General features: G+C 44.2%; 10 protein-coding genes and 1 tRNA gene. 4 read left to right on the top strand and 7 right to left on the bottom strand.

From position 1 onward, the window contains the following. Window positions 1-2: 2 nt before the first annotated feature. Both DDR33_RS03170 and DDR33_RS03165 read right to left on the bottom strand, forming a co-directional pair. Window positions 3-2,573 (bottom strand): phosphoenolpyruvate carboxylase, encoded by a 2,571-nt coding sequence (locus tag DDR33_RS03170; RefSeq protein WP_109414314.1) that lies wholly within the window; start codon window positions 2,571-2,573, stop codon window positions 3-5. 245 nt (window positions 2,574-2,818) lie between these two features. After that, complete coding sequence (locus DDR33_RS03165; RefSeq protein WP_317047411.1) at window positions 2,819-3,694, bottom strand: SDR family oxidoreductase; 876 nt, start codon at window positions 3,692-3,694, stop codon at window positions 2,819-2,821. Window positions 3,695-3,792: 98 nt separating this feature from the next. Between DDR33_RS03165 and DDR33_RS03160 the strand changes: the two genes are divergently transcribed. After that, window positions 3,793-4,407 carry an IMPACT family protein gene (locus DDR33_RS03160; protein WP_109414313.1) on the top strand — a complete coding sequence of 205 codons (615 nt, stop codon included), beginning with the start codon at window positions 3,793-3,795 and terminating at the stop codon, window positions 4,405-4,407. A 95-nt stretch (window positions 4,408-4,502) separates the two neighbouring features. On the opposite strand, the gene DDR33_RS03155 is transcribed toward DDR33_RS03160, so the two are convergent. From DDR33_RS03155 to DDR33_RS03140, 4 genes are all read right to left on the bottom strand, one after another. Further along, a complete protein-coding gene (locus tag DDR33_RS03155; protein WP_109414312.1) occupies window positions 4,503-4,766 on the bottom strand; it encodes a hypothetical protein in 264 nt (87 codons plus the stop codon). A gap of 110 nt (window positions 4,767-4,876) precedes the next feature. After that, window positions 4,877-7,096 carry a Tex family protein gene (locus DDR33_RS03150; RefSeq protein WP_109414311.1) on the bottom strand — a complete coding sequence of 740 codons (2,220 nt, stop codon included), beginning with the start codon at window positions 7,094-7,096 and terminating at the stop codon, window positions 4,877-4,879. A 138-nt stretch (window positions 7,097-7,234) separates the two neighbouring features. Continuing rightward, window positions 7,235-7,942: a DUF3307 domain-containing protein gene (locus DDR33_RS03145; protein WP_109414310.1), complete on the bottom strand. Its 708-nt coding sequence runs from the start codon at window positions 7,940-7,942 to the stop codon at window positions 7,235-7,237. Between the two features lie 4 nt (window positions 7,943-7,946). Then, window positions 7,947-8,576 carry a hypothetical protein gene (locus DDR33_RS03140; RefSeq protein WP_109414309.1) on the bottom strand — a complete coding sequence of 210 codons (630 nt, stop codon included), beginning with the start codon at window positions 8,574-8,576 and terminating at the stop codon, window positions 7,947-7,949. 200 nt (window positions 8,577-8,776) lie between these two features. Here DDR33_RS03140 and DDR33_RS03135 point away from each other — a divergent pair. The 3 genes from DDR33_RS03135 to DDR33_RS03125 all read left to right on the top strand — a co-directional run bounded on the left by DDR33_RS03135 (window position 8,777) and on the right by DDR33_RS03125 (window position 12,607). Beyond that, window positions 8,777-8,847, top strand: a tRNA-Gln gene (locus DDR33_RS03135). 188 nt (window positions 8,848-9,035) lie between these two features. After that, window positions 9,036-9,506 carry a DUF6265 family protein gene (locus DDR33_RS03130; RefSeq protein WP_109414308.1) on the top strand — a complete coding sequence of 157 codons (471 nt, stop codon included), beginning with the start codon at window positions 9,036-9,038 and terminating at the stop codon, window positions 9,504-9,506. A 218-nt stretch (window positions 9,507-9,724) separates the two neighbouring features. Then, the gene (locus DDR33_RS03125) at window positions 9,725-12,607 is read left to right on the top strand and encodes a PAS domain S-box protein (protein ID WP_109414307.1); all 2,883 of its coding nucleotides are present in this window, start codon (window positions 9,725-9,727) and stop codon (window positions 12,605-12,607) included. Here the strand turns inward: DDR33_RS03125 and DDR33_RS03120 are convergent. Next, window positions 12,604-13,821 carry a Pycsar system effector family protein gene (locus DDR33_RS03120; protein WP_109414306.1) on the bottom strand — a complete coding sequence of 406 codons (1,218 nt, stop codon included), beginning with the start codon at window positions 13,819-13,821 and terminating at the stop codon, window positions 12,604-12,606. The genes DDR33_RS03125 and DDR33_RS03120 overlap by 4 nt on opposite strands. Window positions 13,822-13,834: the final 13 nt, after the last annotated feature.

Below are 13,834 nucleotides of genomic sequence, written 5' to 3'. Positions count from 1 at the left end.
AATTAAGCTACATTTCGTCCGGCGTTGACAATTCCGTAGACTGTGCGTATGATCAGTTTATTGAGTACACGGACTGTTTCTTCATCATTCTTGTTCGACTCGAGCTGCTGCAATGCGAAGTGCTGAATAATAACAAGCGGCAGGATGATCCGTTCTCTCAGGCCGATCGACTTCCTCTCTATCGGGTACTGCTCCAGTAACACCGTAGTTCCGGTGAGTTCAAGCATCAGCTGGCGGGTGAGATCAAACTCATCTTTCAGTCGTCTCCAGAAGCTTCCGAAGACTGCATCTGATTCGAGGTATGCGGTGATCCTGAAGTCGGCCTTCGACATCGACATTATACAGTTGTCCATCATCGTTCTGAACTGGCCGGAAATCTCGTATAAGGATTTTACTTCGCTCCAGACCCCGTCCTCTTTCGCTTTTTTCAATGCCGAACCCACTCCGTAAAATCCGGGGATGTTCTGTTTTAACTGGGTCCATGCTGTGACGAAACTAATCGCGCGGAGATCTTCCAGCTTTAATTCGCCGCCAGAGTTCCTCTTAACAGGACGGCTGCTGATATTGATCTGGGAAAGCAGCTTTAAGGGGCTGTGCTGTTCCAGGTACTTCAGGAACAAAGGATCTTCCCGGAGAGAAACGAATGCTTTATGGCTGGTGGAGGCCATCGAAGCAAGAAGTCCTTTTTGCTGATCTGTCAGTGTATTTTTATCGTTGTTATCGTCGAAGGAAGACAGTACCCCGGCATTTACCAGCTGAGAAATATTGAAATGCGCCGAGTCGAAAGACCCGTACTGGCTGCTGATGGTTTGTCCCTGTATAGTCAGCTGGATATGATCGTTGGCAATTTCCCTTCCCATAGTGGCATAGAACCGGTGTGTTTTACCCCCGCCTCTGGCAGGAGGCCCGCCGCGTCCGTCAAAGAAGGCAAGTTCTATACCGTATCTTCTTGCAAGAGAGGTCAGCTCAACTTTAGCCTGGTAAATAGACCAATTGGCCATCAGGTAACCGCCGTCTTTTGTGCTGTCGGAGAATCCAAGCATGATCACCTGCTTATTACCCCTGCTTTTAAGATGTTCTTTATAGAAAGGATGTGAATACAAACGCTCCATTACCGTTCCGGCAGCTTTGAGATCCTGTACAGTTTCAAACAAGGGAACAAAATCAATAGTCAGTGCGTCTTTCTTCCAGCCGCTCCAAAGAAAGAGAGTAATGAGCTGGAGAATATCGGAAGCTTGCTGGCAGTTACTGATAATGAAACGGTGGGAAGCATTTTCACCTCCTGCGGTCTGCATTCTTTTCATCAGCCGGATCGTAGTGTAGGTATCCGTAGTGAGGTCATCGTATCCCTCAGAAGGAATATCCGCTTCGTCGAACTTAATCAGTTTAAGCTTTTCTTCTTCAGATAAAGTGTCGTAGTTATCCGGAAGATCAGCATTTGCATAAGCTCTGCCCTGCTGGTGTGCTGTTCTCAATACCCGGCTGTCCTGCCGGATATCCAGTGATGCAAAGTAGCATCCAAACAGTCTTACTTTACGGATGAGATCATCGATCTTATCTACAAATAAGCCATCGTGCACTCTTAGCAATACATCTTTTACTGCTTCCAGGTTGTCAATGATTTCCGTTTGCTGGTCCCGGGGTTCCTCTGCTTTGACAAAACTGTTCTGATAAAACAGGTCCTGCAGGCGGTTCATGTTCTCTTCTACGCCTCTGAATGTGATCCTGCGTTTGAGTAACCTGAAATCGCGGTAATAACAGCGGAAGAGGATCTCACGGAGGAGATCGGATACTTCTTTAGTTGTCTGGCTGTTGACATTCGGATTTCCATCGCGGTCACCACCGGGCCAGAACCCCAGTTCAATCAGCTGATGGGCGTTAAAGATCGGCGACTCAAATTCGCCTTCAACCTGTTGCTGCAGATCAGAGACCACGTAATAAAATACGTTTTCAAGGAACCAGGCAAGGCTGGCCGCTTCGTTTACCGGAGTCGGCTTTTGCTTATTGAAAAATGGTGTTTTTCCTAATTGCTGTAAAAGAAGGTGAATGTCGTTAATGTTATTCGCCTTTATCGCCTGTGTCAGATCTGTAATGATGGCCAGCACGCGTCCCGGATAAAACTGGGTGGGGTGAGCCGTCAAAACCAAACGCAAAGAAAATTCCTGTAACTTCTGTCTCAATTTAGCTTTGAGCGCCGGCTTAAATGCCGCCTGCTGTAATAACGAAACAATAGAACCAGTTTCTTCCTGCGTGTGTGTTTTGCTGAATGCTGCATCTTCTATCGCATCAAACAGTACAACCTGACGTTCGATATACTGAATAAACCTGAAGAGCAGGTCAAACCTGTCCGACGCCTGAACATACTGTTCATACTGCGCGAAAAAGCTTTCAATAATATCAGCCGGAGCAATGTTTTGCCTGACGCTTTCTTCGCAATGCGAAGTAAAAAATGGCAACAAGGTACCGGTGTGTTTTACCCGGTAAAAAGGGAGGGTCAGGAATAAGCTGTTATACAGCTCAAACCGTGTGACAACCTCACTGGCAAATACTGCCTCTTTCTGACTTAATTTCATTAAAATATATCGGTTGAGAAAACAAAAATAACAGGATTATGCCTTTACCAAAATTTTATTAAACAGTAAGAGAGTGACTTAAAATTAAAAACCTGCCGGATCTGGCGCCGGCAGGGGTATATAGTCCGGTTATTTAATTGATCTTTAAAGGATTATATTTATTAGAAATAATACAAATAAAAAAGGAATTTTATTTTAAAAGTTTCAACAAACATCCCGGTTTTTTATTCATATTTTAAAATTTACTATCCGTTTATGATTTCGCCCCCGTTCGGGTGAAGTACCTGTCCTGTCATGTAACTCGAGTCTGCTGAAGCCAGGAACACATAGCATGTGGCCACTTCTTCGGGCTGGCCGGGACGCTTCAATGGTACATCGTTGCCGAAGGTAGCGACATGGTCTTCCGGGAAGCTGGCAGGAATAAGCGGTGTCCAGATCGGTCCGGGGGCCACACCATTCACCCGGATACCTCTGGGCGCAAGTGTGGCAGACAGTGAGCGGGTAAACCCAACAATAGCACCTTTGGTGGAGGCATAATCAATGAGATGACTGCTGCCGCGGTATGCTGTTACGGAAGTGGTGTTTATGATGGTACCTCCCTTTGGCAGATATTTCAGTGCGGCCTTCGTCAGGAAGAAATAGGCGAAGATGTTTGTCCTGAATGTTTTTGTGAGCTGCTCTTCGGTGATGTCTTCCAGGTTATCCTGGGGATATTGCACCGCTGCATTGTTGACTACGATATCGAGTCTTCCGAACTCCTGAATAGTCTTTTCCACTATTTCAATACAGTGGGCTTCTGAGCCTACGTCGCCCGGAATAAGGATACACTTCTGTCCTTCGCTCTCCACCTGCCATTTTGTTTCTTTTGCATCCTCATGTTCGTCGAGGTATGATACCACCACGTCAGCTCCTTCCCTTGCGAATGCAAGCGCCACTGCCCTGCCAATGCCGCTATCGCCCCCGGTTATGATAGCTACTTTTCCGGCCAGCTTGGAGAATACATCCTGATCCTCTCCTTCATACGCAGGCCGTGGCGTCATCTCCGATTCTATTCCGGGTTGCTTGTCCTGATGCTGAGGTGGCTGAGCGCCCTGTTGTTCATTTGATAGTTGCATATTCATATGTAGATAGATTTCTTTAAAATGACTGTACTGTTTAACAACGGAACTAAAACTGGGTTTTAATTTTAGACTTTCGGCTTTTTACTTATTATTGCCGGATGTTGTTTGACGACACCTACAGAACGATAACGGAAGCATCCGAAGGATTATTTAAAGACAAGGGCAGCAAATTCATTGCCTATGCTTATCCTGTCAGATCGGAAGAAGAAGCAAAGAGCTATTTGGCGGAGGTTAAAGCAGCGCATCCGAAAGCCCGTCATCATTGCTGGGCCATGCGTCTCTCTTCTGATAGATCCGTTTTCAGGATCAACGATGACGGTGAACCTTCGGGAACGGCGGGGCGGCCTATTCTCAATTGCCTGCTGTCTGCTGACCTGACCAATTTAGTGGTGATTGTAGTTCGTTATTTCGGAGGTACTCTGCTGGGGGTGCCGGGATTAATCAATGCTTATAAGACAGCCACGCAGGAAGCCCTTGGTGCCGCAAAAACAGTGACAAAAACTGTAAACGACATCTACGGACTGCGTTTCGATTATCTCAGGATGAATGAAGTGATGAAAATCATTAAGGATGAAAACCTGAACCTGTTAAAACAGGAGTATGATAATGTTTGTGTTTTTGAAGTTGAGATCCGCAAGTCTTATCTGAACCATGTCCTTGATAAGTTTGAAAAGGTAGAGGGACTGAAGCAGGAGTATTTATACACCCTTTAAGTTTTATATCCCTGTAAATAAATAAAGCTTCCTTTTGGGAAGCTTTGACGTATGACTAAAGAAATATCCGTTTGCGAAAAATTCTTTAGTAATAACTAGTTACTTAACTTTCTGTCCATACCCTGAGTGATTTTGCCGACCACTGACGCCGGGATATTTCCTTTGACGAGCTCCCAGGAATGGTCGTTGTTGCGTGCAAGGGTGCAAAGATAGATTTCGTCGTCCAGGTTAACCTGGTATCCGTCGACTTCTTTCCTTACCACTACTTCGTTAAACTCGCCGTAATCGAACAGATTGATGAAAAAATTAAAGCTATCAGGCTTTGCATTTGCAGGGGTATTGTTTTCCGTGAGATCCATATTGTTACAACACCAGGGGTAAATGAAATGTTCTGGAAATCGAAAAAATATTTAATGTTTTTTTAACATTGAACGCCGCCCCGTAAAAGCCCGTTTTTAACTTCAATCAACTACGAAAATTTGCTTTTAAGGGCAGCAAGTTTCGCGTTAAAATCAACCTTCTCAGGTCTCTTTTCGCCCTTTTTCTGCTGTTGTGCTGGACGTTCCTCTTTTTTCATTGAAAGGGAGATCCTGCGCCGGGCCACGTCAACTTCCGTTACCGTTACTTCTACCTTCTGGTGCACTTTTACTACCTCATTCGGATCTTTAACGAAGCGGTTTGAGAGCTGGCTGAGATGAACAAGGCCATCCTGGTGAACTCCGATATCGACAAAGGCACCGAAATTAGTGATATTAGTGACAATACCGGGCAATTTCATCCCCGTCCGTAAGTCCCCGATCTCATTTACGCCATCTGTAAAGCTAAAAGTCTCAAATTTTTCCCTCGGGTCCCGTCCTGGTTTAGCCAGTTCCTGAAGAATGTCGTTGAGTGTCGGCAAGCCAACTTTTTCACTCACATACTTTTCCGGTTTAATCTTTTTGCGGAGCGTGTCGTCTTTCATCAGATCCTCTACCGTACAGTCAAGATCTTTGGCGATTTGTTTAACCAATGTGTAGCGTTCAGGGTGTACAGCACTTGCATCCAGCGGGTTTTCAGCATTGCGGATGCGCAGGAAGCCGGCCGACTGTTCAAAGGCCTTTTCGCCCAGTCTCGGAACCTGTTTCAATTCCTCTCTTCGCTTAAACGCACCATTCTTGTTCCGAAACTCCACGATACTTTTCGCAAGCTGCGGCCCAAGTCCGGAAACATACGCAAGGATCTGCTTAGATGCAGTGTTTAACTCTACTCCTACTGCGTTCACGCAGCTGATCACGGTATCATCCAGGGAAGTCTGCAATTTATTCTGGTCTACATCATGCTGATACTGTCCCACTCCGATTGATTTGGGATCTATCTTGACCAGTTCAGCAAGCGGGTCCATCAGACGCCGTCCTATTGACACGGCCCCTCTTACGGTAACGTCTTTGTCCGGAAATTCTTCCCTCGCCACTTCAGAGGCGGAATAAATGGAAGCACCGCTTTCGTTCACCATGACAATCTGCAAAGCAGGAAGATTAAGCGCCCTGATAAATGCTTCGGTCTCGCGGCCCGCAGTTCCGTTGCCAATTGCTATAGCCTCTACAGAATACCTGCCGGCAAGATGAATGACCGTTTTTTGAGCTTCCGCGGCACCGCCCGCGCCGGTATGCGGATAAATAGTGGTGTTTTCAAGCAACTGCCCCTGCTCATCCAGGCATACCACTTTACAGCCGGTTCTGAATCCCGGGTCTATCGCCATGATCCTCTTTTGCCCCATAGGGGCGGCCAGCAGCAACTGCCTCGCATTCTCTGCGAACACTCTTATTGCTTCTTCGTCTGCTTTTTTCTTGGTCAGAAGGCGGATTTCTGTTTCCATGGAGGGCTTTAAAAGTCTTTTAAAGCTATCAGCCACAGCCAGGCGTACCTGATCTGAAGCAGCAGTATTACCCTTTACAAAGAACCTGTCGAGGATAGCAATGGAATCATCCTCCGGAGGGTAAACATCCAGGGAAAGAACGAGTTCTTTTTCTCCCCTTCTCATGGCAAGTATGCGGTGAGAAGGAGCTGTTTTCACCGGCTCGGTCCATTCAAAGTAGTCTTTATATTTGGCGCCCTCCTCTTCTTTGCCTTCGATAACTTTTGAACTGAACTCGCCTTTTTCAATGAATAATTCACGTATTTTAGCCCGGGCATCGGCATTCTCGCTGATCTGTTCCGCTATGATATCCCTGGCACCTGCCAATGCCTCGGCATCGCTGTTCACTCCTTTCTGGTCATCCACAAATTTAGAGGCTTCTGCCAGTATATCGAATGCCCCCTGTTCCAGTATCCTGTCTGCTAAAGGTTGCAGTCCTTTTTCTCTTGCAGCACTTGCCCTGGTTTTTCTTTTCGGACGGTAAGGAAGGTAAAGGTCTTCAAGAACACTCAGTGTTTCTGCCTCATGGAGGCTTTTCTCCAGTTCGGGACTCAGTTTACCGAGCTCTGTTAAAGATTTTAAAATAGCTTCACGCCGTTTGTCAAGTTCCCGTAATTGTTCTGCCCGGTCGCGGATAGCTGCAATCTGAACTTCATCAAGGCTGCCCGTCATTTCCTTACGGTAGCGTGAAATAAAGGGCACTGTCGCCCCTTCGTTGAGCAATGCAACAGTCGTGCTTACCTGCTTCTCACTTAATGAAAGTTCTGCGGCAATCTTTTTAAAATGTGCAATCATATCTCTCTCAAAGATGTCAAATAAAAAGTCCGCGAATTTGCCGCAATCTGATGATAATTCAAAATTTGCTTATCAACAAACCCCTAATCATCAAAAGGCCCCGATACTTTAAACTTTCAACTCTGAACTTTCAACTCTTTAATTCAAGGCCGTCTTCACAAGAAGCCCGGTAACGATAGCTGTGGAAATACTTATCAGCGTACCGATCAGAACATATTCCGTCCGCTGCGGGGCATCTTTGGTGTCACTGAACCGCAGGATAGATTTAGCTGCCGTGAGTAAACCGATCGCGGCATACTGGTCGAATACTACCAGGACAAATATGATCAGCCGTTCCAGTATTCCTATCCACTTCCCTGCATTGGCCAGGCTGTTTTCCTGTGGCTGAATCTGTTCTCTCCACCTGGTGGTCAGCATGCCGATTATGATCCCTGATGGGTATGAAAGGAAGATGATCGCTATTGCACAAACCCAGGCGTTTTTGTTGTTTAGTAAGCTGATAACAAACGCTGGTTCGGGCATTTGTTCCGGAAAGATCATGAGCCCCAAAAGCAGGATGACCGCAGTGTGTAAAAATTGGTCGGCAAAGAAATAGACGAGTTTTGCGGGTCTGTAAGACTTCCACAGGTCTATAAGGCAATGGCTAACCAGAATAAATACAAGAACCTGCCAGTGTTCAAAACCGGTAAAAAGCCAGGCAACGAAGGCCGTAAGGGCGGAGTGCAGGTAAAGGTGCCACGACTGCCAGTGCCGTTCCATTCTTCCTTTGACCCATGAGTTGGGTTGCAGTACAAAGTCAGTAAGCAGATGAGCACAAAACATTTTGATATACCACAGAAACAGCATAGGTCTATTTAATCAGAGATACAAGTTTACGATATATTTCAACAGATCTTTCCAATTCTTTCCAGTTTGCGGATTGTGCGAGCTTATTGATCGTTGACTGGCTCTTTCTCAGCTTTTTTGCAGTTTCCGTCTGCGTAGCACCCATCAGCAATTCACTGATAGCCTCTGATTGCTTGGCAGACATTTTTTGTGTAAGCATATCCGCAAGTACGGCAATTCCCTGCAGCCCCGGATCTATTTTCTCATCTGCGCAGCGTATCGAAAGCCGGTCGGAGGTTCTGACAAGTGTGTCAAGCTCCCTTCCGGAAATGACAAAAGCTTCTCCCTTGGCGGTTGCCATGCTCTTTACCGGCTCCTCCACGTTGCCTATTCCGATCGCAATCCGGATGTCAATGCTCTCATCTTCATTTTGCCACATTCCCTGCCTGGCTATCGTCCTGAGCCGGAGTGCCAGGTTTAAGCCTTCAGAAGCTTCGCACAGAGCGTGAAAACTGTCTCCCCGGTAAAAGTCGTTTTTGGCGTTTTGCCACTTAAGTTCCGTCTTTATTGCAAAAAGAAGTTCATCCAGCTTTTTTTCATTCAGCAAGGTAGAATTCACAATATCACCAGTCAGGATCGCTTTGATGCTCGTCATATGGACAAATATAGATATATATGGCGATAAAATACAATTATCGCCTTTTAAGTCTATAATATGAAATTATCGTATTATGTGGCGATAATCGTGTGTTAGCTGAAAAGAAAATCAGAAAAGTGGAAATAGATTTCCTTCCAATAATTTTTATTGTATTTTTGCAGCACCAAAAAGAAACGATCTTGCTGGTATGTTCTGATAGTCTTGTAGTGTAATGGTACCACGTCAGATTCTGGCTCTGAAAATCTAGGTTCGAACCCTAGCAAGACTACAAAAACCCGCTTATTTAAAAGTAAGCGGGTTTTTTATTTAAATATTGTTGGTTTCTGATATTGATTTCAATTTAAATGCCGGATTAAATCGGGATCTTCCAACCCGTTCCGGATCAAGCGTACACATTTTTATAATTTTGATTTCCCTGTAATTCCGATATTAGTCTCTATAGAAAACATTAAAAAGATGCATAAAATTGGAGGTCATGCTTTCATCCTGATATTGCTTTCCGGTTGTAGTTTTAAAATCTCTAACAGGATCGGTAAAGCCGAATGGTTAACCGGCACCTGGGAAATGACGACCAAAAAGGGAAATGTGTATGAAAGCTGGAAGAAAATAAACAAGGATGAGTTCTCTGGCAAGAGTTATATACTGAAGAACCGGGATACGATCATCCTGGAGACCGTGAAACTCGTACAGAAAGGTGACAGTTTATTTTATATCCCCACTGTAAGAGAACAGAACGATGGCCTGCCTGTACACTTCTCAATGAAATCTGTTTCCGGCAAGAAAATTATATTCGAAAATCCGTCACACGATTTTCCGCAAGTTATTTCTTATACACGGACTGGTAAGGATTCGTTAATGGCTCAAATATCGGGGATGCAAAATGGAAGACAACGCAATGAACGGTTTCCAATGCGAAGGGTTAAATAGGCTGCACCATTTAAACAGTTTTCAGAGCATACCTGTCCTGCTATCCCAAACCCTGAGGCCGGTGCTTTTGAGCAGCGATAAAATGCCTCATTTTTAACTTTTCCTGTAAGCATGTTTACCCCCAGACGATAAAAGATTTTACACATAGGAAACCTTATTGATTCTACATACGTAAAACGGTGCATGTCTGATACTATTAATAATATTTTTTGTGCTCCATGGTAAAGTCTGAACACATATCCAGGATGCTTCTGATCGCATTCACCGGCTTCTTCATTAGCCTTGGTTGTTTTGCGATGCTGATTTATCAGGATTTGCAGATTGTAAGAAAAAATAACGAACAGCAGGAGAAATTAATAGAATTCTTTCATACGACCACCCATCTGAACATCCACCTGGAGAACATTCATGAAGATATAGCGAACTGCAAACCCCAAAATGAAGATTGCCGGAAAAGAGCAGATCAATTCATTTCAGAATATCAGAAGGAGCTTGCAAGTCTTAAATCATATTTAAGCGGGCGCGACCTGGAGTTGTATAAAGATTTGCAGGAAGAAAGCAGGATATATTTGTCCGATATTAAACTAGCATATGTAAAGGGAACAGCCCGTTCTAAAAAGATTCTATCTCCTGTTAAAGTCCGGAACACGCCAGTCGCAAAAATCCAGACACTCATAACGGCACTTGAAACTCATCAGCGGTCTCCCAAAACCACTGTTGAGAAATCGATCATACGAAACAGAACCAATGTATTCATCATGATTGGTGTTTCGGCATCTATCCTGATGTTCTTTATTGTAAACTTCTTTCTGCTTCAATTGAGTTTGAGAAAACGTGCGGAGGCTGAGAGAAAATCGAAAAAGAATGAAGAAAAATTCGAGACGTTATTCTATCATAGTCCTGTGATGTTCCTGATGGTAGATGCGTTCAGTCTTGAGGTGATCAATGCCAATAACAACATATTGAGATTCCTCAACCTCGAAAGGGAGGCGATCGTAGGTAAGGCTATCGCCAGCCTCAATATTCTGAAATCGGCACCTGATAAAGCATTGATCAGGAAAATTATAACAGAAAATACGCAGGTGCGTGATTATGTTACTTCCATTGTTTTAAACGGTAGCGAACACCGCTATATCTCCTGTAATTTTGATAAGGTAATAATAGATGGTAAAACCACGCTCTTTATTGCCTTCTTCGATATCACGGTACAAAAAGAAGCCGAACAGGCCATTAAAGAAAGTCAGGATCAGTTTGCCACCCTGTTTTATAAAAATCCAAGTATACTGGCTTTAACTGATATTGCAACCAATCATATTATTGATATTAATGACCGTTACGCAGATTTCTTTGGTTATTCAAGGGAGGAGCTGGTTGGCCGTGCGGCGCCTTTGTTCGGCATAAACAGCGACACGGAATTGCAAGGCAGCAATAATCCTGTAAGTGCAGTAAATCAGTACCGGGATAGCGTTGGGGTCTCAGTCAGAACAAAGGCCGGTGTTGTAAAGTATATACAGCACTTTGCCGAAACGATCAACATCAGGGGAAAGCAGCAAAGGTTAGTATGTTTTCAGGATATCACCGATATCAGAAAGACTCAGTCGATTCTGAAGAAGAACGAAGAGATTTATTCCAGCCTTTTTTATAAAAGTCCGGTCATACTTTGTATTACAGAAGCGCAAAGCGGCAAATTCATCGACATCAACAATAACTTCTGCAACTTTTTCAAATTCAGAAAGGAACAGCTCCTTGGCGTTACATCCCGTGAACTAAAGATCTGGATGAAATATTCAGAGCGAATCTTTATGCTTCAGAGGCTTCACAATGGTGAGACGGTTTCAAATATTGAACTTCATTTAAGAGCCGCCGACGGGGAAGAGAAATGCGTCTACGCTCATGTTGATCTGATTGATATAGACGGAAAGGAATGTCTAATTTGCGCTTTTACGGATGCCGCTGAAGAAAAGAAAGCCCGACAGGAGATCCTGAAATTAAACGAGGTACTGGAGCAAAGGGTAATTGAACGGACTAAAGAGATCCGCGACTACAAACATGCCCTTGACGAATCGGCAATAATTGTTATAACCGACCGCCGGGGACTGGTCCAGCATGTGAACAATAACTTCACGCTTATATCCCAATATACCTTCAGGGAAGTAGCCGGAAAGAAAATTGACATTATGAAACGAACTTCCCGCGGAGATCTCGAACAGAAAATAATGTTAACGATCCGGCAGGGTAAGGTATGGAAAGGTGAAATAGAACAAAGGACAAAAGATGGAGCGGTTTACTGGACACATACACATATCATCCCTTTTTCAGATACCCGTAATCACCCATATCAATATCTCATTATAGGATGGGATATTACGCAGAAGAAACTTGCAGAGATTGAAAACGAGAGGGTCACAAGGGATCTGATCCAGCGTAACAAAAACCTTGAGCAATACGCATACATCATATCTCATAATCTGCGAGCGCCCGTATCCAATATTATGGGACTTATGCAGTTGCTGCAGCTTCAGGATATCTCGGAAGGAGAAAGACAAGCATTCAACCAGGATCTGTCGTCTTGCATTAATAAGCTGGATGAAATTATCATAGATCTAAACAGTATACTACGGTCGAGCAGGCAACTGGCCGAAACGAAGGAGGAGATAAACCTAAGCCGTATGGTAGACTCAATCAAAGGAAGTATCTCAAATATCATTGAAGATGAGCATGCGATGATCGAATGCGATTTTTCCGATGTTTCAAATATTTATACTACTAAAAGCTACCTTAACAGCATTCTTTACAATCTTATCAGCAATAGCATCAAATACAGGAAACCAGACCAGGAGCCGCTTATCAGCATTAAGAGCGCCCGGACAAACGGATCCGTTGTTATAAATTATTCAGACAATGGCCTTGGAATAGATCTTGAAAAATACGGGGATAAGGTTTTTGGGCTTTACAAGCGCTTCCATCCTCACAAAGAAGGAAGAGGAATGGGGCTTTTTATGGTTAAAACTCAGGTTGAAACCTTAGGTGGGAAAATCAATATTGAGAGCCAGGCAGGTGCCGGGACTTCCTTTACCATTGAGCTTCCCGTTTATTCCTAATCCTTCCCGTGAATAGCCGACATGATTATAAAGGCAAGAACGGATATGATCAGGCCGTACATAAATATATTGTAAGCTATCCTTAGCAGCCGGTATTTCTTGCCCAGAACAATCCCCTGCGAATAAACATCCCGTATAAGACTTCCATAGAGGAATGACTTGTCTTCCATTGTTTTCCACATCCCGGCAGAGTAGTCTTCCAGGCTCATCTTATAAAAGTTGCCGAAGAATAAAAGGTTAACAGATTTTTCATCAATATCCTTTTGGGTAAATATCCCGTCGGGGATAGTCGGACGCGTGGAAAGTATTGAGTAGATGATACTTAATAAGCTCACTGTTAGTAATATAAATGTTGGACCAGCCAGGTAGATGTGATCTTCAAGCCGCCGGAGAAGAAGGCTTATTATAGCGGAAAGTATAATGGAATTTACCGTGATCAGGATATGCGACTTATTATCCGCCATATCGCTCAGGCGCTGATGATTCGATGAGCTGACCCTGAACATTGTTTCAATACCACGGTCGGGCCTGTCTTTGTTTTTTTTGCCTGATTCAGCGCTTTTTTCTTCCGCAGGTAAAGGAATTAAAGCAGCAGAAGGTTCCTGTGGCCGGGCCTTCTCTTCCTGCTTCTTCTCAAGCTCCTGCAGATTTTCTTCTTTTCCTTTTCCCAGCAGCAGGCGGCAATAATCAGTGTGGTATTTATGTTGCTTTAGTAGCCTGATCGTACTTTCCCGCCATTCAGATTTGCTGATCTTTACACCCGAAATTGATTCAAACTCCTTTCTCATCAGGCGGTTCTTCTCCCTGAATGAATCCCTGCCAAGATGAAAAAGATCGGCATCGCATACGATCATTTCATTCAGGTTAGCCGGATTCTGAGGCATACGGGTAGACAGGATGCATTTCTGAACGGCTTCGTTGATCTCTTCGTCCACTTTGTGTTTACGAAGAAAGTCTGCCACCAGGTTAGCTCCTGCATACTCGTGGTTATCCATGCTGATATAATATCCAAGGTCATGAAACCAGGCAGCTGCCGTAACGATAAAGTAATCTTTCTCTGATAAGTGGTAGTGATCCGCAATTTCCGCCGCCGCAGCTACGACATCTTCCGTATGCTTCTCATTATGATACGTCAATATGGGATTGTGATGTTCCTTATAAAAGGAAGATACATAGTCTTTTATGATTCTGGATAACTCATGGTAATCGCTCATTGTTACAGTCGTT

The organism is Pararcticibacter amylolyticus (genome assembly GCF_003130405.1).
In the GTDB taxonomy this organism is placed as follows: domain Bacteria; phylum Bacteroidota; class Bacteroidia; order Sphingobacteriales; family Sphingobacteriaceae; genus Arcticibacter; species Arcticibacter amylolyticus.
The sequence above is the reverse complement of the archived record's forward strand: the minus strand, read 5'-3'. Positions and strand labels throughout refer to the sequence as shown.